Here is a 20,080-nt window from a genome sequence, read left to right as displayed (position 1 = left end):
TCTTTTTGTTTTATAAAAATACAGAGGAAGAAGGGGGAGGAAAATGGAAGACATATTAAAGAAGTATATGCAGAAACTTACAACACTAAGTGAAGAAGAGCAGCACATGATCCTCAGTGAATTACAAATTGAAGAATATAAAAAAGGAACAGTGCTCCTAAGGCAAGGAGATGTTCCTTCAAAATGTTATTTTGTATTAAAAGGATGCATTAGGCAACATTGTATAGATGAAACAGGGAAAGAGGTTACATCAAATTTTTATACAGAAGAACAAGCAATCGTAAATTTTAATCATCATAAACAAGATAAATCATCCCCGCATACGTTAACGTGTTTAGAAGATTGTCTAGTTGTAGTTGGCGACCTGGATAGTGAAAAGGACATGTATAAGAAATATTCACAAATAGAAGAGATGACACGGCAAATGATTGAATATAATTTCGGTGAGGTACAAGAAGAACTTTCCTTATTTATTGCATCGACACCAGAAGAGCGCTACAAATCATTATTACAAAAACGACCTCATTTAATCAATCGTGTTCCTCAATATCAATTGGCAAGTTATCTAGGTATTACGCCAGAATCATTCAGCAGAATTAAAAAAAGACTCAAACAGTAGCATTTTTTCCACCTCGAATCAATAGCCATATACTAAATCCAAGTTCACCTGCAACCATCGGCAATTGGAACAGTATTTGCACGATTGAGATCATCGTATCGTATTGTGAAAACATCGTATTCATGACGTGAATGACGATATAACCGATAGACGCGAAGAATAGTAGTATACTAATCCATTTCGGTATATGTTTAGATAGGAAAGCTACATAGCCTAAAACGAAAAGATGCAATCCAAAAATGATCAATCCTACAGACCAAATGTATTCGAATGCACTGAGAAACAACATTGTATATGTTTCTGGATTCGCAATTGTATTTTTTGAAAGCAATAATGCCAATATTAGATTGAATATAGCAATCCCAAGTATAGCTGTATACATAAGACGAAGCATAGCGGCTAGTAATGAGAGGCTAGTATGAATCGGCTTTAGAAAGAAATAAAGAGCCCATGAGGCGACAATATCAGTAATGAAAATGATAATCCAACCGAAGATTTCCGCTTTGAAAAGTGAATTTGAAGTTTGGATATTATGGAATGTTGTACTCGCATCTCCTTGTATAACGAGATTTCCATGAACAAAACCGTAAGAAAAAAATGCACTGAATGCCATAACAAGAAGAGAAAAGCCAGCAAATAAGGCATACTTTCGTTCAGTCATAATACGTCCTCCTATTCTAATGTTGTTTTCATTGTAATTGGGAAGGGGAGGAGATTCATTGACTTAAATCAAGACGGGGAAAGTTTAGTAGAATTTCCATCAAAAAAAGATGTATGGTTATATACAATTTTTTATTAACCTTGTAAAAAGTAAAAACTCAAATATTGAAATCAAGTAAAAGAGTGGCTACGAAGCCACTCTTTTACTTTGGATTTGTCATATAAGGTTGTACATGAATGACACATAGGTCACGAAATTTGCCTTCAGCAGTTGTGACAATTACGACTGCTTTACCTGCACTTTTTCCAGTAATCGTCACGGTGTCACCTTTTGGATATATGGTGATGATATCAGAATTCATATTTGACCAAATAAGCTCTTTATTCGTTGCTTGTATTGGTAAAATGGAAGCTGATAACACAATGTTTTGTCCCGTTTTTATTTTTAATTTATGTTTTTCCATATGAACACCGATGACTGAAATAACAGAAGGAGCAATTGAAATTTTAGGCGGGTTAGGTTGCATGTTTAAACAAGACGCAGAAGTATTTGTGATAGGTGAAAATTTTCGTGTTTGTTGTTGCTGGAAAGCTGCTAACATGTTGGAGTCCCCTTTCTGTATAAGTGCTGATACTCATACTATAAAGGAGTAGTGTTATGTTAAATTTAACGAAACATAAAGAATTTGTTAAATTTGATAAAAAGATTGTCGAACTGTAAAAAATCTCTGCTGTTATGATAACAGCAGAGATTTTTTTATAAATTATGACGATGTTGTTTTTCGAAATCCTCAAATTGCTCTTTAACTTCTTTTGAAGGTTGTGTTAGTAAACTAACAATTACGATTACTAGTAAACTAATAGTAAAACCAGGAATCATTTCATATAAGAATTCTTTTAAGAATTTGAATTGAGTCCAAATAATGACTGTAGCGGCACCAGAAATCATACCAGCAAGTGCGCCCCACTTCGTCATGCGTTTCCAATATAAGCTTAATAAAATAGCAGGTCCGAATGAAGAACCAAATCCAGCCCAAGCGTACCCAACAAGAGCTAAAATCGTATCATTTTGTTTAAACGCTAATGCGCACCCAACTAAGGCAATAACAAGTACAGCCATACGACCGACAAATACAAGTTCTTTATCAGAAGCAGAACGTTTAAAGAATGTACGATATAAATCTTCTGTTATAGCGCTAGAAGTAACGAGTAATTGAGATGAAATTGTACTCATAATCGCTGCTAAAATAGCTGCTAATAAAAATCCAGTAATAAGTGGATGGAATAAAATTTTTCCGAGTTCAAGGAAAATTGTTTCTGGGTTAGATAATGTTAACTCTTGTTGTGAGTAGTAAGCAATACCGATAAGGCCAGTAAACATAGCTCCGACAACAGAGAAAATCATCCAGCTCATACCAATTCTTCGTGCGCTTTTAATTTCTTTTACAGAGGAAATCGCCATAAAGCGTACGATAATATGAGGTTGTCCAACATAACCAAGGCCCCATGCAAATAAAGAAATAATCCCTAAAGTAGAGGCACCTTTAAAAATATCTAAACGTGTTGGATCTACAGAACGAATTGTATCAAATGCAGGTCCCAGTCCGTTCGAATTCATAATTGTTACGATAGGAACAAGAATAAGAGCAACTACCATAATGATTCCTTGCACGAAGTCTGTCCAACTCACTGCTAAGAAACCACCAAATAATGTGTAAGCGACAACAACACCAGCTACAATGAATAATCCAACGTGGTAGTTCATACCAAATGAATTTTCAAATAATACAGCGCCTGAAACTAATCCTGAAGCTACATAGAAAGTAAAGAAAATCATAATAACAAGTCCAGATACTAAACGTAGCATATGAGATTTGTCGTGGAAACGGTGTTCCAAAAATTCTGGAATAGTAATAGAGTTATTTGCAATTTCTGAGTAGGTACGTAAGCGAGGAGCAACATAAAGCCAGTTTGCGTATGCGCCTAGTGTTAGGCCGATCGCAATCCAACTACTACTTAATCCAACGCTAAACATTGCACCTGGTAATCCCATTAAAAGCCAACCACTCATATCGGATGCTCCAGCACTTAATGCCGTTACTGCGGGGCCTAGTGTACGCCCGCCAAGCATATAATCTGTTAAGTTGGACGTTCGTTTATAGGCGAAATAGCCGATTACTAACATCCCGAGCATGTAAATAGAGATTGAAGTTAAAGTTAACATCTGCGTACTCATGAAGTTCCCCTTCCTTTTGTCATGTCTTTTGATGCGTTATGCATATTTATCCCGCATAAACGGGCAGTAAAACTCCCACCTTAAAATTGGCTGGGCAAGGAAGTTAGATGGGAGAGCAACTGCCCGTAAATGCCCGATTGATTTAACTAATAATCAGTGGGATGAACAAACCCCTACTGATTAAAGTTTCACTTTATAATCTATCATGATTATTCTGAAAAATCCATATAGAAATACGAATTTTCAGAAATGTAAGCGTTTTTTGATGTCATTTTACTTTTTTAATATATAATATTCATACAAAAAACCTTATTTTTAATAGAGTATTTATTATATTTACATAAAAAGAGGTTGTTTTGTCAATATAATATTGAAAGGAAAGAAAAATAAAATTTTTGAAAAAGTATTGACTTGTGAAAAAAGTCAGGTCTATAATGAGTGCAACTTAAAAAAATGCAAGCGTTGATGAAGAAGAGTACACATGATGAACATGTCAGAGAGCTGATGGTTGGTGCGAATCAGTATGGAATTGATGTGGAATGGGCTTCGGAGCTTCCAAACCGAAACGAAAGAAGTAGGCTTTGGCGACATGATCTCATCGATACAAGAGACACGTATTGTTTTTGATACGGTAAAGTGCGTTACATTTGTAACGAATTAAGGTGGCACCACGGGAGTACCCGTCCTTTCTATAGGATGAGTACTCCCTTTTTGTGTATAAAAAATTAAATAAATGAAATCGTTTAAGTAAGAAGAATACGTATATTGGAGACGTTACAGAGAGCCGGGAATAGGTGGGAGCCCGGTACGGTGCCATATACGGAATGGGCTTACGAGAGGTATGCTGAACAATTATTTTCAGTAGGCAACCCGGGTTCCGCCGTTACAAGGATAAGGTATAAATTTTGTACCTGAACAAAGCGGGATGCTTTTGCATCCAACACGAGGTGGTACCGCGGTATATTTATCGTCCTCTACATATTTTCGATATGTAGAGGGCTTTTTTATTTTTCAGGGCGAGGTGAAGGACATGATGACGAAAGAAGAATTTATAAAACAAAAAAGAGAGAGAAAGACATTTTTAGTAATCACTGAAGAAGAAGGAGATAGCATTACGCCAATTTCTTTATATAGACGTATGAAAGGGAAGAAGAAATTCTTATTAGAAAGTTCACAGCTTCATCAAGATAAAGGACGTTATTCTTACTTGGGATGTAATCCTTATGGAGAAGTGAAAAGCGTTGGTACGGAAGTGGAACGAACGATTTTCGGTCAAACAGAAAAGGTGCAAGGTAATGTACTACAAGTGTTAGAAGAAGTAATTGCACCATCACAAGTAGACAGTCCATTTCCATTTTGCGGAGGAGCAGTTGGTTATATTGGATATGATGTCATTCGGCAGTATGAAAACATTGGAGCGGATTTACACGACCCATTAAATATTCCAGAAGTACACCTTTTACTATATCGTGAGTTTATCGTTTACGATCATTTACGCCAAAAGTTGTCGTTTGTATATGTATGCAAGCAAGATGATTCAACAGATTATGAGGAAGTATACGAAAGGCTACGAGTATACAAAGAGGAAGTGCTACAAGGAGAAGAAGCTGAAGTAAATGCAATACAATCCACATTATCATTCACTTCTTCTATAACGGAAAAAGAGTTTTGTGAGATGGTAGAAACGGCGAAAGAACATATAAGAGCGGGAGACATATTCCAAGTCGTACTATCACAGCGTTTACAAAGTGAATGTATTGGGAATCCATTCGGGTTATACCGAAAACTTCGAATTGCAAATCCATCACCATATATGTTCTATATCGATTTTCAAGATTATGTTGTACTCGGTTCTTCGCCGGAAAGTTTACTATCAGTAAGGGAGGGCAAAGTGATGACGAATCCAATTGCTGGTACGAGACCAAGAGGGAAAACGAAGAGGGAAGATGAGGAAATCGCAAAAGAACTGTTAGGCAATGAGAAAGAGCGAGCAGAGCATATGATGCTTGTAGATCTTGGGCGAAACGATATTGGTAGAGTGAGCGAAATCGGCTCGGTTACGATAGATAAATATATGAAAGTAGAAAAATACTCTCACGTTATGCACATTGTATCTGAAGTTTACGGAACATTGCGAAAACAAATGGGCGGATTTGATGCGTTAGCGTATTGCTTACCAGCAGGGACGGTTTCTGGAGCTCCGAAAATTAGAGCGATGGAAATTATAAATGAACTAGAGAATGAAAAAAGAAATGTATACGCTGGTGCAGTTGGATACGTTAGTTTTTCAGGAAATCTTGATATGGCGCTCGCCATTCGAACGATGGTCGTAAAGGATGAAAAAGCATACGTTCAGGCAGGAGCAGGAGTCGTTTACGATTCAGATCCAGTAGCTGAATATGAAGAAACATTAAATAAAGCGAGAGCGCTTTTGGAGGTAATGAAATGATTGTACTTATCGATAATTACGATTCGTTCACATATAACTTGTATCAACTGTTAGGCGAACATGAAGAAGAAATTGTAGTTGTAAGAAATGATGAAATAACGATAGAACAGTTAGAAGAGATGAATCCAAGAGGAATTGTACTTTCACCAGGACCAGGAAAACCAGAGGATGCTGGCATTTGTATCGACGTCATCCGTCATTTTTATAAGAACGTTCCTATATTAGGGATTTGCCTTGGCCACCAAGCGATTATAGCTGCATTTGGAGGAGACATTGTTAGAGCAGAACGTATTAAACATGGAAAAACATCGCGTGTGAAACATAACGGAACGTCAATCTTTTCATACGCTACACAGCCGCTAACGGCAATGCGCTATCATTCCCTTGTTGCAGAGCAAACGAGCTTGCCAAAGTGTTTTGACATATTAGCGACAGCGATGGACGACGGAGAAATAATGGCAGTCCGTCACAATTATTATCCGCTCTTCGGATTACAGTTTCATCCGGAATCAATCGCAACAGAAGAAGGCGGAAAGTTAATACGTGCCTTTTTAACAGAAGTAAAAGAGGAGGAAAGAGTATGAATAACTATCTTCGTAAATTAGTGGAGGGTCAACATTTAACAGAAGAGGAAATGTATAAAGCAGGATTACTTTTATTAAGTGAAAACATATTAGAAAGTGAAATTGCAGCTTTCTTAGTCTTACTGAAAGCGAAAGGTGAAACTGCAGAAGAAATATACGGTCTCGTTCGAGCTCTTCGCGAAAAGGCATTGCCGTTTTCGAACCATATACAAGGAGCAATGGACAATTGCGGGACGGGTGGTGATGGTGCTCAAACGTTTAATATTAGCACAACATCAGCATTCGTACTGGCAGGAGCAGGTGTAAAGGTTGCAAAACATGGTAATCGTGCTGTTTCTAGTAAAACAGGAAGTGCAGACTTATTAGAAGAACTAGGTGTAAATATTAGTAGTACGCCAAGCGAAATTGATTATTTACTAGAGCATGTAGGTATTGCATTTTTATTTGCACCAGTGATGCATCCAGCACTAAGGCGCATTATGAAAATAAGAAAAGAATTAAACGTACCGACGATCTTTAACTTAATTGGCCCTTTAACAAATCCAGTGAATTTAGAAACACAATTTGTCGGTATTTATAAACGAGATATGTTATTACCAGTTGCACAAGTATTACAAAAGTTAGGCCGGAAACAAGCGCTTGTCGTAAATGGAAGTGGTTTTTTAGATGAAGCATCATTACAAGGGGAAAATCACGTAGTCCTTTTAAAAGATAATGAAATAGTAGAAATGAGTATTGATCCAGAAAAGTATGGTTTTTCAAGAGTGAAAAATGAAGAAATTAGAGGGGGGAATTCAAAAGAAAATGCAAAGATTACGCTTGAAGTATTGAGCGGAGAAAAGAGTGTTTACCGCGATACCGTTTTATTAAATGCAGGTCTAGCTCTTTTCGCAAATGGAAAAACGGAAACGATTGAAGAAGGAATTAAACTCGCGGCACATAGCATCGACTCTGGAAAAGCATTAACCAAATTAAACTTATTAATTGCAGCAAGCAACGAAAAATTAGAAAGGGTGAACTAAAGTGGGGACGATTTTAGATAAAATTGTAGAACAGAAGAAAAAGGAAGTTGCGGAGTTATATGAAATATATACACCAGTAAAAACAAAAAGAAAGGCACATTCACTTGTAGAAGCGTTACAGCAGTTTACTGTCATTGCAGAAGTAAAGCGAGCATCACCATCAAAAGGAGATATCAATTTACACGTTGACGTACGAAAACAAGTGGGAACATATGAGAAATGTGGTGCAGGAGCAGTTTCTGTTTTAACAGATGGTCAATTTTTTAAAGGATCGTTTCACGATTTACAAACAGCAAGAGAAGAAAGTAACATTCCGCTTTTATGTAAAGATTTCATAATCGATAAGATTCAAATCGATAGAGCGTATGAAGCGGGAGCAGATATTATTTTACTAATTGTAGCAGCGTTAACGAAAGAGAAGTTAAAAGAGTTGTATAGCTACGTGTTAGAAAAAGGATTGGAAGCGATTGTTGAAGTTCATGATGAACAGGAATTAGAAACTGCGATTGTATTAAATCCGCACGTTATTGGTATTAATAATCGTAATTTAAAAACGTTCGAAGTAGATTTAAGCCAAACTGAAAAGCTTGGAAAAAGATTGAATGAGGAGAAACTACTTTGGATTAGTGAAAGCGGGATTCATTTAAAAGAGGATATTATTCGTGTTAAAAAAGCAGGAGCAAAAGGTGTATTAATTGGAGAGGCACTTATGACATCATCTTCTATTAGTAACTTTTTTGAAGACTGTAAGGTGAATATATGAAAGTGAAAATTTGCGGCATCACTGATATGGAAACAGCAAAACGTGCTTGCGAATACGGCGCAGATGCACTCGGATTTGTTTTTGCAGAAAGTAAGCGGAAAATCACTCCAAAGAGAGCGGAAGAAATCATTCAGGAGCTTCCAGCCAACGTGTTAAAAATCGGTGTTTTCGTAAATGAATCAGTAGAAGTGATCCAGAAAATTGCAGATGAGTGCGGGTTAACACATGTACAACTACATGGAGATGAAGATAATTATCAAATTAGAAGATTGAATATTCCGTCTATAAAATCACTAGGAGTAACTTCAGAAAGTGATATGAAAAACGCTCAAGGGTATGAAACGGATTATATATTATTTGATAGCCCGAAAGAAAAGTTTCATGGAGGAAATGGAAAGACATTTTCATGGGAACTACTTGGGCATATGCCAAAAGAATTGCGAAAGAAAACGATATTAGCTGGTGGATTAAACGCTCTTAATATAGAAGAAGCAATTCGAACTGTTCGGCCTTATATGGTCGATGTGAGCAGCGGAGTAGAGACAGAAGGAAAGAAAGATGTAGAGAAAATAAAACAATTTATTATAAAAGCGAAGGAGTGTTCCAAATGAACTACGCATATCCAGATGAAAAAGGACATTACGGTATATACGGAGGACGATACGTTCCAGAAACGTTAATGCAATCTGTACTAGAACTAGAAGAAGCATATAAAGAAGCGATGCAAGATGAGGCATTTCAAAAGGAATTAAATCATTATTTAAAAACGTACGTCGGAAGAGAAACACCGCTTTATTTCGCTGAAAATCTGACGAAGTATTGCGGAGGTGCAAAGATTTATTTAAAACGTGAAGATTTGAATCATACAGGAGCTCATAAAATTAACAATACAATCGGTCAGGCACTACTTGCAGTGCGAATGGGCAAGAAAAAAGTTGTCGCTGAAACAGGAGCTGGACAACACGGAGTTGCAACAGCTACTGTATGTGCTCTTCTCGGATTAGAATGCGTCATTTTTATGGGAGAAGAAGATGTAAGACGTCAAAAATTAAATGTGTTTCGAATGGAATTACTCGGAGCGAAAGTAGAAAGTGTAGCGGTAGGTAGTGGTACATTAAAAGATGCGGTAAACGAGGCGCTTCGTTACTGGGTTTCACATGTGCATGATACGCACTACATTATGGGATCTGTTCTCGGACCACATCCATTCCCGCAAATTGTACGTGATTTCCAAAGTGTAATTGGAAATGAAACGAAAAAACAATATGAGGCGTTAGAAGGAAAGGTACCAGAAGCAATCGTTGCTTGTATTGGAGGTGGTAGTAATGCGATGGGGATGTTTTATCCGTTCGTACACGATGAAGAAGTTGCTCTTTACGGCGTAGAAGCAGCTGGAAAAGGCGTTCATACAGAAAAGCATGCAGCAACTTTAACGAAAGGAAGCGTCGGTGTTTTACACGGATCAATGATGTATCTTCTGCAAAATGAAGAAGGGCAAATTCAAGAAGCACACTCTATTTCAGCAGGACTTGATTATCCAGGTGTTGGTCCAGAACATAGTTTGCTAAAAGATATTGGCCGCGTTTCTTATCAGTCGATAACAGACGAAGAAGCATTAGAAGCATTTCAATTATTAACGAAAAAAGAAGGCATTATCCCGGCGTTAGAAAGTTCACATGCTGTCGCATACGCATTAAAATTAGCGCCGCAAATGAAGGAAGATGAAGGACTTGTTATTTGTTTATCAGGCCGCGGGGATAAAGATGTAGAGAGTATAAAACGTTATATGGAAGAGGTGTAAAAAATGGGAGTAGAAAAAATTAAAGCAGCGTTTGAAAATGGTAAGAAAGCATTTATTCCGTACGTAATGGGCGGAGATGGTGGCTTTGAAAAATTAAAAGAAAGAATTCGTTTTTTAGATGAAGCAGGAGCGAGCATCGTTGAAATCGGCATTCCTTTTTCGGATCCAGTCGCAGACGGTCCAACGATTCAAAGAGCAGGGAAACGAGCGCTAGATAGCGGTGTAACAGTAAAAGGTATTTTTCAAGCATTAATAGAGGTAAGGAAAGAAGTGCAAATTCCGTTTGTACTCATGACATATTTAAATCCAGTACTTGCATTCGGAAAAGAACGATTCATCGAAAACTGTATAGAAGCAGGTGTAGACGGCATCATCGTTCCAGACTTACCGTATGAAGAACAAAATATTATTGCGTCGTTACTTCGAGAGGCAAACATTGCGCTCATTCCACTTGTTACCGTAACGAGTCCTATTGAAAGAATTGAAAAAATTACGAGTGAATCAGAAGGGTTCGTTTATGCTGTTACAGTAGCGGGCGTAACGGGAGTACGTCAAAACTTTAAAGAGGAGATTCATAGTTACTTAGAAAAAGTAAAATCACACGTCAACTTACCAGTAGTCGCTGGATTTGGCATCTCAACAAAAGAACATGTAGAAGAAATGGTTACAATATGCGACGGAGTTGTCGTTGGAAGTAAGATCATTGAGCTTTTAGAAAATGAAAAGCAAGAAGAAATATGTGAATTAATATATGCAACAAAACAAAAAGAAGAGGCGTAGTCTCTTCTTTTTGTTTTGCGTAATAAATGTTAAAATATACAGAAAATACATATAATTTAGAGGGTGAGAAGGCATGCTAAGACGTAAACTACTATATCTATTTTTAACTGTACCGCTATACGCTTGGCTCATTAGCATGACGAAAATAGAGTTAATGGCTCTATTTTTAGGGTATGTATTCATCTTTTCCAACTTAAATCGCATTCAAGAACAGTCTATTTTAGGAATATGTCTATTTTCGATTAGTATAGAATTATTTAGTATCGTTTCGATTGTATTATTAAACGAATTATTTCTACGGATTCATTCATTTACATTAATGAAATTTTGGAATATTATATTGCAAGCAATATGTACTTACATTGTGTTTGTTGTGTTGAAAGAAATAGTCGGAAAGCAGACCGTTTTTCAGGATAATAGAAAATGGGAGTGAATGAAAAGGAGCCGTTTGGTTCCTTTTTTGAATCTGTTGTAAAAACAATTGAAAATTATAGTATCTGTTATATAATAGTTAAAAATTGTATTTTAAACGAAATGAGATGATAACATGGCCATATTGTTGGCACTTATCCCAATTATGATGATTTTCATTTGTTTATTTTTATTTAAACAAACGTCATTAAGGTCCTCGTTAATTTCTTATGCTGTGTCTGTTGGAATCGTTTTACTCTCGCCAATGTTTCAATTAGGGATAAGTGAAACTGTGCACGCAACGATTAAAGGATGGTTAATTTGTTTTATTGTCGGGTACGTTTTATTTTTCGGTATTTTTTTATTTCACCTCATGAACAAAATGGGGTACATCGATCAAGTAGCACGTTTTCTAGAAGCAGTTACTCAGGATCGCTTATTACAAATGCTGCTTATGTGTTTTGGCATTTGCCCGCTTATTGAATCAGTAAGTGGATTCGGTATTGGCTTCATGGTTGCAGCACCTATTTTTCTTTCACTAGGATATAAACCATTTCAAGCTGTACTACTCTCATTCATCGGCTTACTAGCTAGTTCATGGGGCGCAATGGCAACTGGTACGATTATCGGTTCGCAGCTAATAAATATGCCTCTTACAACACTTGGCACAAATACAGCGCTATTAAGTATTCCGATGTTTGCTTACTTCGTTATTCTTTCTTTACACGTTGTTGGCGGCTGGCAAGCGGTTATAGAAAAGTGGAAAGAAGGAGTAGGGTTCTTTCTATTATTTTCTCTCGGAATCTATCTTTCTAATGCGTACGTAAGTGTTGAACTAGCCGGGATATTAAGTTCTATCGTTACGATTACCTTTGGCTTTTTTATCATTAAATTAAAAGGAAAAAGTAGGCAAAATCTTATAACAGAACATGCGGCTGCAACGGAGAGAGAAGTATCCATTATAAAAATTATTAGCCCTTATATATTTCTAACAGTTTGTATTTTACTTTCTCGCCTCGTTCCAGCATTACATGATTTGTTCAGATCATATGCGGTTCTTGATTTGAAATCATACTCTTACAAATTAGAGTTACTATATTCACCAGGATTTTGGCTCGGTATGACTTGCTTATTTACTATTATTTTCTTCCGCATCCCGTCTAATATTATTAAACAATCACTCTCACAAACGATTAAACAATGGATTCCATTTGCTATTACGACGACAATGTTTATCGCCATTTCAGAACTAATGGGTGCATCAGGCATGCATTCATTACTCGCAAAGACAGCTGGTGAAACATTTGGAACCTTTTTCGTTTTCGTTGCTCCGTTTATTGGCGCTATTGGTGGATTTTTAACAGGTAGTAACGCAGGATCAAATGCAATGTTTATAAAACTACAAATGCAAACCGCACAAAACGTAGCACTCCCGTGGCAATATGTCACAACACTTCAAAACACCGCATCATCAGTAGCGACAATCGCTTGTCCATCACGGATTACACTAGGTGCTTACTTATGTAATATCCCTTACCGTGAAAATGAACTATTAAAGAAGACGACGTTAATGATCTTTGGTGCGGTTTTGCTTGTAGTGGTAGAAGTTATTGTTTGGTATATGTTGAGAAATTAAAAATCCTCCTAACATAGGAGGATTTTTTTTATGAGTGGATAATGATTTAAATATGAATAGCTTCTACTAAATGAATAGGAGATGAAATGTATGCCCCTAAAAAACTACGGTGTGTTAAAAGGTACAGTTATACAATCAAAGATTGGAAAAGGGAAAACACCTCATTATCAAGTTCATTTACAGGGCGAGACAGGAGTAAATTATCGTATTGCAATTAACGTAAAATCGGAAAGCTATCCGTCAGAAGTTTTATATTTTGCGAGTAACAATATTAAGTCAGAGGCGATTCATATTTTACCGACATTACCATTCGGTTTTACAGAAATAAAAAACAATGAACCGAAAGTAGCTTTAGATTATGTAAGAGGAAATCTATTTGACTCAAATCAAATGATTCCTTTGCCTCCCGAAAAAGCAGGAGCAGATAATGATTTAAATGAAAAAATAGAACGTTATATAAAACGAGCAATAGAAGAAAAAGCAATTATTTACGCGTTTGGTGAAAGATGGGGACCAGAAGAAAATACACCAGATTCCTATTTTCATTTCAAACCAGGAAACGGTATACATGATATTCATATGAATCAAGGGAATGTAGAAAAATGGCAAGGTGATGATGGCATATGGCAAGACGGAGGCATACTCATTCACTTTGAAAAGGAAGAAGAATGGATTGGTATCTTTCTTGCATTCCAATCACAGTCATGGTGTACCGATGAAGAAGGGCATGCTCGTGTGCCTGTTGAGCATTGTGATTATAAGGGGAATAATTAATAAGAAGAGGGCGTTTAAAAAGAACGCCCTCTTCTTATTTTATAAAACGAAAAACTAACAAGTGTAGAAATACAAGAGAAAAGCAGTGCTACACTAGAAAACGCAATGAGATACATATTATATTTCATAACCTGTCCAATTAGCTGGTTACTGTCGTATTGAAACAGTCCCGCGATGATGTTGAATAAAAATAAAACGATAAACATGACGATAACACCGTCTATTGATCCTTTAATGTCTGGTTTACTTAAAGCGATATGTGCGGAAATGCAAATGGAGATAAATAAAAATAACCAAAAGGAAGGATTCAATAAATTGCCGATTGTAAATAAGCTTTTCAATAATACAAACGTCGACAAGAGCATGTTTTGGATCATTTCTACATTAATAGAAGTAGAAGCAATCGTTTTTTCGAGAGTTGTATTAAATAAAAAATATGATTCTGGTACGAAATAGCGCATTAAAAGGATTAACGCAGTAATACCAGAAATAATAGGCCCAATGCCGATGAAGAAATTCCCAATCCGTTGATACACACTTTTTTGATTGTATTGATGTTGTACGTAACCTAAAGCCCCTTGACTTGTATCTGTCGGGAAGAACTGCGTTGCTACAATCTTATGACGGAACAGCACGCACATAATGGCATGTCCAAGTTCGTGAATAGGAACACCAATCCAAGCCGTTAATAGGAATCCTTTTCGTCCAAAAGCTCTCGACCAATACATCCGTGTGAGAGATTCTAAATAGCCTAATAGAAATCCAATTACAATGATAACGCCAATTAAAGATAATAATTGGATTACGCTTGTAAGGAGTATTTGAAAAATTGAGTTTACCAATTCCATTGCCAGTCATCCAATCTGTTAAAAATATTATTTATTCTGTTTCATAATAGCATTTTTTTTCAAGATTACTAGCACATATATTTTCTTTCGGAAGAAGGATTTCAGAATCTTTTTCTTGTAGTCATGTTTTATGTACAAATTCATATATTGAATTTGTAACACCCTATACGGTATATCCTTAAGGAGGGATAAGAGAATGAAATGTCCGTCATGTCATACAGAAAATGCAGCGGAGGCAAAATTTTGCGGGAATTGTGGACATTCGTTAACGGAAGAAGTAGTGGCAAGTAGTGGCCAAGAAGAAGGGCCGGAACAAGCACGTGCGGCACAAGCAAAGGAAGCTCGGCAAAATGAAACGGTAGAGCAAGCGAAGCGGTTTGCGAGCGGCTATTTTCAATTTTTTAAACATGCATTACAAGCACCGACAGCGATTATGCAAAGCGGCGCTATTGAAGTACGAAATGGAATTGTAAGTCTTGTTCTTATTTGTTTTTTAGGAGCATGTATTTTTTATAGAATGATGAGTGCAGCATCAGCAGTTACGAGAACATTTGCACCAGATATATCTACTCCCACGTTTTTTGTAGAATCTATAACGGTCTTTTTCTTTTTATTAATTTTAACTTTATTTGTCGGATTTATTATTTTTGTAAGTGGTAAGATGATGAAATCATCTTTTTCGTTTCTTGAAGTATTCGGTATATGGGGAACGATAGCGACGCCGGCTATTGTCATATTAGTCCTTTCTTTTCTTTTTAGTTTCTTATTAATCTTTTTCTTACCGATATTATTATCCGTAGCTGCAACTTATATAGGGATTAGTATAACTGTAGCCGTATTAAAGCTAGACAATGGCGGATTAGATCTCGTTTACACACTTATTATTGCAAATGTTTTAATTGGAATTGCAACATTCATTGTACTTTGGTCTTACATTAGCACGATAATTCAAGCCTTAACACAGGGAATAACTGGCTTCTAATGAAAAGGTGGTTGACTGGATGAATGTATGTACAAAGTGCGGAGTTCAGTTTGAAGATGGTGTGCAGTTTTGTCAAAACTGCGGGACGAAGAGGGGACGTTCTGTAGTAAAGAAGAACATGAGCGGTGGTGTAAAAGTTGGCATTACACTGTTAGCGCTATTTGTTATAGCGATTATTGGATTGTATTTGTACGGATTGTCGTATTATACGCAGGTGGCACAAGTAGACCGGATGATTACGATTTTACAAGAGAGGGACGGAGAGAAATTAGCTGAGATCGTTACGGCAGATGATCCATCGGTTATGATAACGAGAGAGAGCGTAACGCCTCTATTTTCATATATAAAAGAAAATCCATCTTACGTGAATGAATTAAAAGAATATTTGAGACAAGGTGAAAAACAACGGGACGGAATAGAAAGAGCTGATTTTTCATTAACGAAAGACGGAAAGTATTTCTTTATATTTGATCGATATAAATTGAAAGCGAAGACGTACTATGCAACTTTGCTTTCAAATGAAAAAGACGTATCGTTAAAAATGAACGGAAAAGAAATTGATAAGACAGATGACAAAAAGTTTGAGAAGCAATATGGGCCATTTCTTCCGGGAAATCAAGTGTTTCAATCAGAATATAAAAATGACTACGTAAAACTATCGCGTGAGGAAAAGGTTGTACTTATGAAACAAAGCCAAAATAACGTAACGGTAGATTTAACGTTGCAAGGTCAATATATTACAGTTCAAACGAACGCGCCTGGTGCAACATTGTACGTAAATCAAAAACCAGTTACAGCGCTCGCAGGAGAAGAAATTACATGGGGGCCTGTAGCGACTGATGGAAGCGCGAAAATTTATTTAGAACGAAATGGAGAAAATGGACGGGAAACGACAAAAGTAGAGACGGTAACGGCACTTTCGTCTTATAATCTTCCATTCCAAACGAAAAGTGCAGAAAAAACAGTTGTTTATAATGTTACTCCAACGCCCGCGACTGGGTATGTATATAATGGTTTCATCTTTCCTGATAGTGATATTCGAAAATTAACGAGCACAGATTTAACATATTTATCGAAAGAACAGTTGAAAATTGCTAGAAATGAAATATATGCAAGGCATGGACATATTTTTCAAACGAAAGATATGCAAGCGTATTTTGCAAAACAGTCTTGGTATAGAGAAAATCCTTATTTTACAGGAAAGTTAACAGATATCGAAACTTATAATATTGAACTAATTAAATCAAGAGAATAGAGCGCGGGAAAAAGGTACAGTGTATATTACTGTACCTTTTCTATCGTTATTTGGCTGGACGAGGTTCCCTAGAGAAAAAGATATGAAAGAGAAATGTGACTTTACTTGCCCCTCCTGATGTACTGGCTTGCACATCAGATAAAGAACTAGACGTTAAAGCAGCTTCAGAATGAGGAGGGACGATTATTTTAAGAGCATCATCTGATTCTGAGGATGCAGTAACTGTTATTGTATCGTCAGAAAAATTTAAAATTTTAACAGTACCGACTGGAAAGATGGCCTTGCGAGCATGTGATGAAGAAGCGAAGCGGGTAGCTTTCCAGATAGTTTGTGAGAAAGTGTCATTGTCAGATAACCAAGCACGAGCACTGTATAAAGTTACACTAACCGTAAACTCCTGTTCAAGCGGGAGGGCGGGTTTCGGTTCTATCGGTTCCTCTGGAAGCTGGACGAGAAGGCCGGCGCACATGTATGTTTCACCTACTTTCAACTGGTTACTGTTATAGGATATTAAACATGTTGTTTATAAGACACGACAGTTACCTATTCAGGCATAAGTTTGTGCACAAAATTTGAAGATGAAATTCTCTTTCTTTACAATGGAAGTAGGTGTTATTTCTATAAAATATGGAAAACGTAAAGAGTATGTAAAAAAGAAGGAGTGGTAAAGTGAACTATGTCATTATTGGCGGAGATGCAGCTGGTATGAGTGCAGCGATGCAAATTGTTAGAAACGATGAAGATGCAAATGTTGTAACTTTAGAAAAAGGTGAAATTTATTCGTACGCGCAGTGTGGGTTACCGTATGTCATTAGTGGTGCTATCGCTTCAACGGAAAAGTTAATCGCGCGTAATGTAAAGACGTTTCGTGATAAATACGGAATTGATGCGAAAGTACGACATGAAGTAACGAAAGTAGATACGGAGAAGAAAATTGTGTACGCAGAGCATACGAAGACGAAAGATGTCTTTGAATTTCCATACGATCGTTTATTAATTGCGACTGGCGTGCGTCCTGTTATGCCAGAATGGGAAGGACGGGAATTACAAGGTGTTCATCTTTTAAAAACAATTCCGGATGCTGAGCGCATATTAAAAACGCTAGAAACGAATAAAGTTGAAGATGTAACCATTATTGGCGGCGGTGCAATTGGACTTGAGATGGCAGAAACTTTCGTCGAACTTGGTAAGAAAGTAAGAATGATTGAGAGAAATGATCATATCGGTACAATTTATGATTCAGATATGGCGGAATATATACATAAAGAAGCAGATAAGCATCATATTGAAATTTTAACGAATGAAAATGTAAAAGCATTCAAAGGGAATGAACGAGTAGAAGCAATTGAAACGGATAAAGGTACGTATAAAGCAGATCTTGTTTTAGTGTCGGTTGGAGTGAAGCCAAATACTGATTTTCTTGAAGGGACAAATATACGTAAGAATCATAAAGGAGCAATCGAAGTAAATGCATATATGCAAACGAATGTGCAAGACGTATATGCAGCCGGTGATTGCGCAACACATTACCACGTTATAAAGGAAATTCATGATCATATCCCGCTCGGAACGACTGCCAATAAACAAGGGCGACTTGCTGGACTGAATATGCTGGATAAACGAAGAGCATTTAAAGGTACGTTAGGTACAGGCATTATTAAATTTATGGATTTGACACTCGCAAGAACAGGATTAAATGAAAAAGAAGCGAAAGGGCTACACATCCCGTATAAAACAGTCAAAGTAGATTCTACAAATATGGCGGGCTATTATCCAAATGCAAAACCACTTTACTTGAAATTACTATATCGCTCCGATACGAAACAATTATTGGGCGGGCAAGTAATTGGAGAAGAAGGGGTAGATAAACGGATTGATGTGATCGCAATGGCGCTTTTCAATAAAATGAGTATTCACGATTTAGAAGATATCGACTTAAGTTATGCACCACCATATAACAGCGTGTGGGACCCAATTCAACAAGCGGCAAGGAGAGCAGAATAGCACTTTTTAAAGTGCTATTTTTTTTACAATGAGGGAGTAAATAAAGTTTCACTTTATTTTGAATATACCGTTTCCCCTTGAAAACATATTACGTATCGCTTATATTTTCATATAGTATTTATTTTTTAAACGAAGCAATGAACGAACCAGGGGGCGCAGTATGGCAATTAACATGAAAACAATCGAAGAATGGATTGCTGAATCAAATGCAAGACATGAAGAAGACTTTGGACACGTTGTGGAAGAAATGAAAGAAGTATGTGTCGGACTTGATAACGCGACATTAATTTATACGAAAAATGTATTTTGTTTCGGTAAAAAAGTAGAAGTCTTTTTCTTCTTCCAAGACCATGTCGTGATTGGACAAGAAAAAGACGAATATGTTGAGATTGAAAAATTAAAGTATGATGCCATTACAAATAGTAACTTAAAAACAAATGACAAAAATACTACGTTAGAATTAAAGTTTGCTAACGGACAATCTATCAATTTAGATAGTTTAAATGATAACTACGGTACGAAAAATTGGTTATTTGCTAGACAAATTAAGAGTATTTTTAAGTTAATCTAGTAAAAAGAGCAGACCTCAAAGGGTCTGCTTTTTTATTTGTTTCCTATTACACAAAGGCATCCTCTTTCTTCATAACATTTCACATTTGTAAATCCTGTCTTATAAAATAGGTTTATTAATTCTTCATTCGTTTTCCATTTCTCCATATGATATTGAATTTTAAAAGTTTCAGCGACCAATAAAAAGGATCCGTTTGGTTGTAGGACGCGAAATAGTTCTTTTATATCTTGTTCCACATCAGGCCAAAAGTAGTGTGTTTGAAAAGCGGTTATGAGATCGAAGAAGTTTGTATGATAGGGAATAGAAGAAACGCTTGCTTGTTAAACAATTACTTTTTGTTTTTGAACATCTTTTGCATTCGTCTGTATAGAATTTTTCACAGCTTGATCGGAGTAATCAATTCCATATATTTCCCCAAGTGGAGTTCGTTTTGAAAGAGTGTGTATGGTTTTGCCTCCACCACAGCCGATGTCTAATACGACTGCATCTGTCTTTATATGTACTTTCTGCAATGCCCAATTTATTAATCTCGTATGTGCAGCGTTCATAATACAAAGCATGGAGGAACCAATTGTTCCGCTAGGCTTTTTTGCTTGCTGAATTAACCGTTGTAAAATGCTCAAGTTAAATTCTCCTTTTATGTAAGAATATATACTCATTTCGCTTTTTATAAATTAAATCCTTT

At 36.6% G+C, this 20,080-nt stretch carries 20 protein-coding genes, 1 pseudogene and 2 other annotated features; of the genes and pseudogenes, 15 read left to right on the top strand and 6 right to left on the bottom strand.

What is annotated here, in order from left to right; translation table 11 throughout:
* Positions 1-43: 43 nt before the first annotated feature.
* Positions 44-619 (top strand): Crp/Fnr family transcriptional regulator, encoded by a 576-nt coding sequence (locus tag ACS2CR_RS03185; protein WP_053513425.1) that lies wholly within the window; start codon positions 44-46, stop codon positions 617-619.
* Here the strand turns inward: ACS2CR_RS03185 and ACS2CR_RS03180 are convergent.
* From ACS2CR_RS03180 to putP, 3 genes are all read right to left on the bottom strand, one after another.
* Positions 609-1,280 (bottom strand): DUF4386 domain-containing protein, encoded by a 672-nt coding sequence (locus tag ACS2CR_RS03180; RefSeq protein ID WP_153602438.1) that lies wholly within the window; start codon positions 1,278-1,280, stop codon positions 609-611. The genes ACS2CR_RS03185 and ACS2CR_RS03180 overlap by 11 nt on opposite strands.
* A 202-nt stretch (positions 1,281-1,482) precedes the next feature.
* On the bottom strand, positions 1,483-1,881 hold the full coding sequence (locus ACS2CR_RS03175; RefSeq protein WP_000878734.1) for an Ig-like domain-containing protein: 399 nt from the start codon (positions 1,879-1,881) through the stop codon (positions 1,483-1,485).
* A 155-nt stretch (positions 1,882-2,036) separates the two neighbouring features.
* Positions 2,037-3,515 carry a sodium/proline symporter PutP gene (gene putP / locus ACS2CR_RS03170; RefSeq protein ID WP_000107205.1) on the bottom strand — a complete coding sequence of 493 codons (1,479 nt, stop codon included), beginning with the start codon at positions 3,513-3,515 and terminating at the stop codon, positions 2,037-2,039.
* A 453-nt stretch (positions 3,516-3,968) separates the two neighbouring features.
* Positions 3,969-4,206: a binding site (T-box leader), on the top strand.
* Positions 4,207-4,248: 42 nt separating this feature from the next.
* Positions 4,249-4,493: a binding site (T-box leader), on the top strand.
* A 52-nt stretch (positions 4,494-4,545) separates the two neighbouring features.
* On the opposite strand from putP, the gene trpE reads away from it, so the two are divergent.
* The 10 genes from trpE (at position 4,546) to ACS2CR_RS03120 (ending at position 13,735) form a co-directional block, all read left to right on the top strand.
* A complete protein-coding gene (gene trpE / locus ACS2CR_RS03165) occupies positions 4,546-5,964 on the top strand; it encodes an anthranilate synthase component I (protein WP_016109555.1) in 1,419 nt (472 codons plus the stop codon).
* Positions 5,961-6,548 (top strand): aminodeoxychorismate/anthranilate synthase component II, encoded by a 588-nt coding sequence (locus ACS2CR_RS03160; RefSeq protein ID WP_016109556.1) that lies wholly within the window; start codon positions 5,961-5,963, stop codon positions 6,546-6,548. The genes trpE and ACS2CR_RS03160 overlap by 4 nt, the downstream gene beginning before the upstream one ends.
* Positions 6,545-7,570 (top strand): anthranilate phosphoribosyltransferase, encoded by a 1,026-nt coding sequence (trpD, locus tag ACS2CR_RS03155; protein ID WP_016109557.1) that lies wholly within the window; start codon positions 6,545-6,547, stop codon positions 7,568-7,570. Before ACS2CR_RS03160 ends, trpD begins: the two co-directional genes overlap by 4 nt.
* A 1-nt stretch (position 7,571) precedes the next feature.
* Complete coding sequence (gene trpC, locus ACS2CR_RS03150; protein WP_000536696.1) at positions 7,572-8,333, top strand: indole-3-glycerol phosphate synthase TrpC; 762 nt, start codon at positions 7,572-7,574, stop codon at positions 8,331-8,333.
* Positions 8,330-8,944 carry an N-(5'phosphoribosyl)anthranilate isomerase gene (gene trpF / locus ACS2CR_RS03145; RefSeq protein WP_000865118.1) on the top strand — a complete coding sequence of 205 codons (615 nt, stop codon included), beginning with the start codon at positions 8,330-8,332 and terminating at the stop codon, positions 8,942-8,944. Before trpC ends, trpF begins: the two co-directional genes overlap by 4 nt.
* Positions 8,941-10,134 (top strand): tryptophan synthase subunit beta, encoded by a 1,194-nt coding sequence (trpB, locus tag ACS2CR_RS03140; protein ID WP_016109558.1) that lies wholly within the window; start codon positions 8,941-8,943, stop codon positions 10,132-10,134. The genes trpF and trpB overlap by 4 nt, the downstream gene beginning before the upstream one ends.
* 3 nt (positions 10,135-10,137) lie before the next feature.
* Positions 10,138-10,914, top strand: coding sequence for a tryptophan synthase subunit alpha (gene trpA, locus ACS2CR_RS03135; protein ID WP_000537815.1), 777 nt, complete (start codon positions 10,138-10,140; stop codon positions 10,912-10,914).
* Positions 10,915-10,987: 73 nt separating this feature from the next.
* The gene (locus ACS2CR_RS03130) at positions 10,988-11,347 is read left to right on the top strand and encodes a DUF4029 domain-containing protein (protein WP_053513419.1); all 360 of its coding nucleotides are present in this window, start codon (positions 10,988-10,990) and stop codon (positions 11,345-11,347) included.
* Positions 11,348-11,461: 114 nt separating this feature from the next.
* Entirely contained in the window at positions 11,462-12,961 is a 1,500-nt protein-coding gene (locus ACS2CR_RS03125; RefSeq protein ID WP_053513417.1) for an L-lactate permease, read from the top strand.
* Between the two features lie 90 nt (positions 12,962-13,051).
* A complete protein-coding gene (locus ACS2CR_RS03120) occupies positions 13,052-13,735 on the top strand; it encodes a DUF2278 family protein (protein WP_053513415.1) in 684 nt (227 codons plus the stop codon).
* A 14-nt stretch (positions 13,736-13,749) separates the two neighbouring features.
* On the opposite strand, the gene ACS2CR_RS03115 is transcribed toward ACS2CR_RS03120, so the two are convergent.
* Positions 13,750-14,583, bottom strand: a complete 834-nt coding sequence (locus ACS2CR_RS03115) for a hypothetical protein (protein ID WP_053513413.1) — start codon at positions 14,581-14,583, stop codon at positions 13,750-13,752.
* 196 nt (positions 14,584-14,779) lie between these two features.
* Between ACS2CR_RS03115 and ACS2CR_RS03110 the strand changes: the two genes are divergently transcribed.
* A complete protein-coding gene (locus tag ACS2CR_RS03110; protein ID WP_000650090.1) occupies positions 14,780-15,565 on the top strand; it encodes a zinc ribbon domain-containing protein in 786 nt (261 codons plus the stop codon).
* Between the two features lie 19 nt (positions 15,566-15,584).
* On the top strand, positions 15,585-16,820 hold the full coding sequence (locus tag ACS2CR_RS03105) for a TcaA 3rd/4th domain-containing protein (RefSeq protein ID WP_001099940.1): 1,236 nt from the start codon (positions 15,585-15,587) through the stop codon (positions 16,818-16,820).
* A 46-nt stretch (positions 16,821-16,866) separates the two neighbouring features.
* Here ACS2CR_RS03105 and ACS2CR_RS03100 read toward each other — a convergent pair whose 3' ends face one another.
* Positions 16,867-17,289, bottom strand: a complete 423-nt coding sequence (locus ACS2CR_RS03100; RefSeq protein WP_000332423.1) for a hypothetical protein — start codon at positions 17,287-17,289, stop codon at positions 16,867-16,869.
* 200 nt (positions 17,290-17,489) lie between these two features.
* Between ACS2CR_RS03100 and ACS2CR_RS03095 the strand changes: the two genes are divergently transcribed.
* Complete coding sequence (locus ACS2CR_RS03095) at positions 17,490-18,824, top strand: CoA-disulfide reductase (RefSeq protein ID WP_053513411.1); 1,335 nt, start codon at positions 17,490-17,492, stop codon at positions 18,822-18,824.
* Positions 18,825-18,984: 160 nt separating this feature from the next.
* Entirely contained in the window at positions 18,985-19,395 is a 411-nt protein-coding gene (locus ACS2CR_RS03090) for a DUF3908 family protein (protein WP_000996782.1), read from the top strand.
* Between the two features lie 32 nt (positions 19,396-19,427).
* Here ACS2CR_RS03090 and ACS2CR_RS03085 read toward each other — a convergent pair.
* Positions 19,428-20,018, bottom strand: a pseudogene (locus ACS2CR_RS03085) (class I SAM-dependent methyltransferase).
* Between the last annotated feature and the right edge of the window lie 62 nt (positions 20,019-20,080).

This window comes from Bacillus cereus group sp. BceL291, from assembly GCF_051776705.1.
GTDB classification, from domain to species: domain Bacteria; phylum Bacillota; class Bacilli; order Bacillales; family Bacillaceae_G; genus Bacillus_A; species Bacillus_A cereus.
Note: the sequence above shows the minus strand (reverse complement) of the source record. Positions and strands in the feature narration are given on the sequence as shown.